General features: G+C 30.9%; 3 protein-coding genes and 1 riboswitch. Of the genes, 1 reads left to right on the plus strand and 2 read right to left on the minus strand.

Going from position 1 to position 2992, the window contains the following annotated elements:
* Positions 1–310: 310 nt before the first annotated feature.
* Positions 311–1024, minus strand: a complete 714-nt coding sequence (locus B5D15_RS15070; RefSeq protein WP_078697912.1) for a GntR family transcriptional regulator — start codon at positions 1022–1024, stop codon at positions 311–313.
* 255 nt (positions 1025–1279) lie between these two features.
* Positions 1280–1377, plus strand: a riboswitch (THF riboswitch).
* 56 nt (positions 1378–1433) lie between these two features.
* Here B5D15_RS15070 and B5D15_RS15075 point away from each other — a divergent pair.
* Positions 1434–1946, plus strand: coding sequence for a folate family ECF transporter S component (locus B5D15_RS15075; protein WP_078697913.1), 513 nt, complete (start codon positions 1434–1436; stop codon positions 1944–1946).
* 39 nt (positions 1947–1985) lie between these two features.
* Here B5D15_RS15075 and B5D15_RS15080 read toward each other — a convergent pair whose 3' ends face one another.
* Positions 1986–2945: a family 1 glycosylhydrolase gene (locus B5D15_RS15080; protein WP_078697914.1), complete on the minus strand. Its 960-nt coding sequence runs from the start codon at positions 2943–2945 to the stop codon at positions 1986–1988.
* Positions 2946–2992 lie beyond the last annotated feature (47 nt).

Raw genomic sequence — 2992 nt, forward strand, 5'->3', positions numbered from 1 at the left:
AAGAGGAGCTTCAACGATGCTTTTAACCATAACGTGGAAAATTGAGTCATAAGATTTTTGCCTTGCCAGCCTTGGCATGACAAACCACCTCCAACTTAGATTATATTTTTAGTATTATTTTGCCAAGTTAGAGGTGGTTTTATTCATGTAATTGTAATGTTGGTAGTGAAAATAAGTAACCGTCCCTTAACCTTAATCCAAAATTTCTTTATGGAGTTGTAAAGTAATAAAGAAAAATAAGTAACCGTCCCAGAATTGTCAGGATTGCAGGATTTTCAAATCTATCTTAGCTACTTAAAGTTCAAGCAGATTATAAATTTATCATATATATATTCTCCGGTATTATAAAGTTTAAATAATAAAAAGGCTCATTTTTATCCTGTATGTATATCCATCTTTCAAGGTCTAAAACGAGGGTATCCTCGTTTATGTTTAATATTTCTCTTTCCTTTATTGAAGGAACTCTCGGAACTATTACCTGCTCTACTTTTTTTATATTAAGATTTAAGTCTTTTAAAATCATCTTGGCAAAGGAGCCTGTCAAATCAAATTTTTCCCCTATGTTGCCATATTCAGTTGAAAAATAGGATTCTTCAACTGCTATAGGTATATTTTCAGCATACCTTATCCTTTTTATATAGTAGCAATCATATTGGCTTTTCCACTTAAGTCTTTTCAGAGTAGCTTTATCAGGTGCCATCTTTATGTTTTCAACAGGTATATTTTTAGGGTTTATTCCCCTTGCATTCAAAGAATAAGTAAGACTTATTAGAGGTTCAAAGCCGAGGGAAGGCTGCGTCCTCGCAACAAAAGTCCCAATTCCTTGCTTTTTATATAGATATCCTTCATTTACAAGCTTTGAAAGTGCCTCCCTAACCGTTGCGCGACCTACATTATACTCATCCATAAGTTCCTTTTCCGTAGGTATTTTATCTCCAACCTTCCATATACCATTTTTTATTTTTTCAACAAGTTCATTTTTAAGCTGTATGTAAAGGGGTATATAATTATATCTATCAAGCATTTTTATCCCTCATTTATATAAATTATTGTAAAAATTATACTATAATGACTTTTTTATTTCAATTACCGAGAATTTATTTATGCTCTTAAATTAGCAATATTACCTATTTCACCCGATAACTTTGTCTATCTTATAAACTAATAAATATTTGAAGTGTTTTATTGATTAATTTGTATATAATCATTTAAATTTATTATAAAAATCTAATGACTTAAAAAATCTTTTATAATATAATTAAGCTAATTATAAAATTTCGGCAGAGTAGACGATTGTGCGTTAAGTGCCAGCAGGACGGGAAGTTGCCTCTGGACGAAAAGCGTAAGCTTGCGGTACAACCGTTGCATTCCGCTGCCACGAAAGTTTCCTCTTTTGTGGCCTACTTTGCACAAAAGCAAAAGGAGGATAAAAAATGAAAAAAACTCAAGTCTTAGTTTATGTTTCACTTCTTATTTCACTCGAAATAATTCTAACAAGATTTCTATCTTTTCAAACACCCCTTGTTAGAATAAGTTTTGGTTTTCTTCCGATAATGTTGTCTGCTTATATGTTTGGTCCTTTAATTGGAGGAATAACTGGAGCGCTATCTGATATAATTGGTATTTTTATGTTTTCAACTGCTTCTTTTTTCCCCGGTTTTACATTAAGTGCATTTTTGACCGGCTTTATTTATGGCAACATATTGCACAACAGCAAATATTCTATTAAAAAAATCATTATTTCAGTTTTATTGATATCATTAATCGTTGAATTTGGATTAAATACAATATGGCTTTCAATAATTACAGGTAAAGCTATAACTGCAATACTACCTTTAAGGATTATAAAAATAGCTATTATAATACCTATTCAAATAATAAGCATAAATATTGTTCTTAAATCCCTGTCAAGATATCTTGAAAAATATATTGCCATTGAAAGATAGAAATTGGCTGTGCACTATTTAACAGTGCACAGCCTTAAATTATATCTTATACTGTTTAATTATTTCCTTATATTTATAAAAGCTATCCTTCTTTATTCTCTCTTGTGTTTTAAAATCAACATAAACAATTCCAAAACGTTTTGAATATCCATGTCCCCACTCAAAATTATCAAAAAGTGACCAGCAAAAATAACCTGCAACATTTAATTTTTCTTCATTCATTTTTTCTATAGCTTTAATATGCTCCTCAATATAAAGAGCTCTATCAAAATCATGAACATGTCCATTCTCAACCAAATCTTCAAAGGCAGCGCCATTCTCTGTAATATATATTGGCAAATCAGTATATTTTCCTCTAACCATCTTAATTAAATCAATAAATTCATTAGGAGATACATCCCATCCCATGCTTGTCTTTTTATAATCAGTAAAAGCTGGTCTTAACATTAAAACATTTGTTGGATCATATTCAACAACTATTCTGTTATAAAAATTTATACCAAGAAAATCGCATTTTTCACCTATAATACTAAAATCACCTTTTTTTATAAAGCTAAAATCCTCCACTCTTTGAGAATAAAGATTAATCATATCAAAAGGATAATGACCTTTAAAAATCGGCTCGAGGAACCATCTGTTTAAAAATCCATCCCCGTTATTAGCAGCTATTAAATCCTTAAATTCATCTGTTGCTGGATAATAAGGACTTAAATTCAAAGTAATACCGATAGGCTTTTTAAAGCCAAGCTCTCTATACATCTTAACAGTCATGCCATGGGATAATAGTAGATGATGTGCAACCTTAACAGCCGATGTTATACTTCTTTTACCCGGTGCATGCTCTCCTAATGCGTTTGATAAAAAGGATGCACACCAAGGTTCATTATGGGTTATCCACATATCTACATACTCATCGAGCTCAATAAAACATTTTTTAGCATATTCTAAAAAATCAGAGATTTCGCACTTGAAAATTTTTAGGGCGATAAGCCCGTTGATTTATAATGGTTAAGAAATAGTAAGTAGAAATTAGGTATTTTCCGATT

This window comes from Caloramator quimbayensis (assembly GCF_900167605.1).
GTDB classification, from domain to species: Bacteria; Bacillota; Clostridia; order Clostridiales; family Caloramatoraceae; genus Caloramator_B; species Caloramator_B quimbayensis.